Raw genomic sequence first — 1,439 nt, forward strand, 5'->3', positions numbered from 1 at the left:
GGAGTAGCGTCCGTCAGAGTGGTGTACGGCACCCGGTGAGCGCGTCGCTGACGAAGACGTGACGGCCACCGTGTGATCCTTCGAGTGAACCTCTCACAGCACTCTCGAAGAAAGGCATCACGATGACCGCCACGCCCTCCAGTATCGACCCCACCCGCCTGCTCGAGGAACAGATCGCCCAGGCGAGCCCGGATCTGCTGCGCGAACTGCTGAGCACCTTCATCAACACTCTGCTCTCTGCCGAGGCCGACACCGTCTGCGGAGCCGACTACGGCACCACCTCACAGACCCGGACCAATCGGCGCAACGGCTACCGCCACCGGGCCTTCGACACCCGGGCCGGCACCCTGGATGTGGCCGTGCCCAAGCTCCGCGAAGGCTCCTACTTCCCCGACTGGCTACTCGAACGCCGCAAGCGCGCCGAACGCGCCCTGACCTCGGTGGTGGCGACCTGCTACCTGCTGGGGGTCTCGACGCGTCGGATGGATAAGCTCGTCGGCACCCTGGGTATCGAGAACCTCTCCAAATCCCAGGTCTCGACCATGGCGACTGAGCTCGACGAGCAGGTCGAAGCCTTCCGCACCCGCCCGCTGGATGCCGGCCCGTATACGTTCGTCGCCGCCGACGCGCTGGTGCTCAAAGTCCGCGAAGCCGGCCGGGTGGTGCCGGTCCACGCACTGGTGGCCACCGGGATCAACGCCGACGGCCACCGCGAGATCCTGGGACTGCAGGTCACCTCCAGCGAGGACGGCCCCGGCTGGCTGGGATTCTTCCGGGATCTCGTCGCCCGGGGGGTGAGTGGGGTGCGGCTGGTCACCAGCGATGCGCATCCGGGGTTGAAGGCCGCGATCGCTGCGACTCTGCCGGGGGCCTCGTGGCAGCGGTGCCGGACCCACTATGCGGCGAATCTGATGAGCCAGACGCCGAAGGCCTCGTGGCCGTGGGTGAAGACGCTGCTGCACAGCATCTATGACCAGCCCGACCCCGCAGGAGTCCACGCCCAGTGCGACCGCGTCGTCGAGGCCCTGGAAGCCAAGCTGCCGAAAGTCGCCGACCACCTCGCACAGGCTCGTGAGGAGATCCTGGCCTTCACCGCCTTCCCCAAGCAGCTGTGGGCCAAGATCTGGTCGAACAACCCCAACGAGAGGTTGAACAAGGAGATCCGCCGCCGCACCGACGTGGTCGGGATCTTCCCCGACCGGGAAGCGATCATCCGACTGGTCGGGGCAGTGCTGGCCGAACAGCACGATGAATGGGTCGAAGGCCGGCGGTATATGAACCTCGACGCCCTCGAGCAGGCCCGAACCATCGGCGACACCGGACCCGATGCTGACGCCGGTGAATCCCTCGAGGAGGTGGAATCCCGCACTATCGATCCGCTGGCCGCCTGACCCCAGGCTCACAGGACCGAAGGATCACGACTCATACAACACTCCACC

1 protein-coding gene is annotated in these 1,439 nt (G+C 66.5%); it reads left to right on the forward strand.

The features are described from left to right. The first annotated feature begins 122 nt into the window (after nt 1–122). Entirely contained in the window at nt 123–1,391 is a 1,269-nt protein-coding gene (locus IEW85_RS14205) for an IS256 family transposase (RefSeq protein WP_188687084.1), read from the forward strand. Nucleotides 1,392–1,439: the final 48 nt, after the last annotated feature.

The organism is Nesterenkonia cremea (assembly GCF_014642675.1).
GTDB classification, from domain to species: Bacteria; Actinomycetota; Actinomycetes; order Actinomycetales; family Micrococcaceae; genus Nesterenkonia; species Nesterenkonia cremea.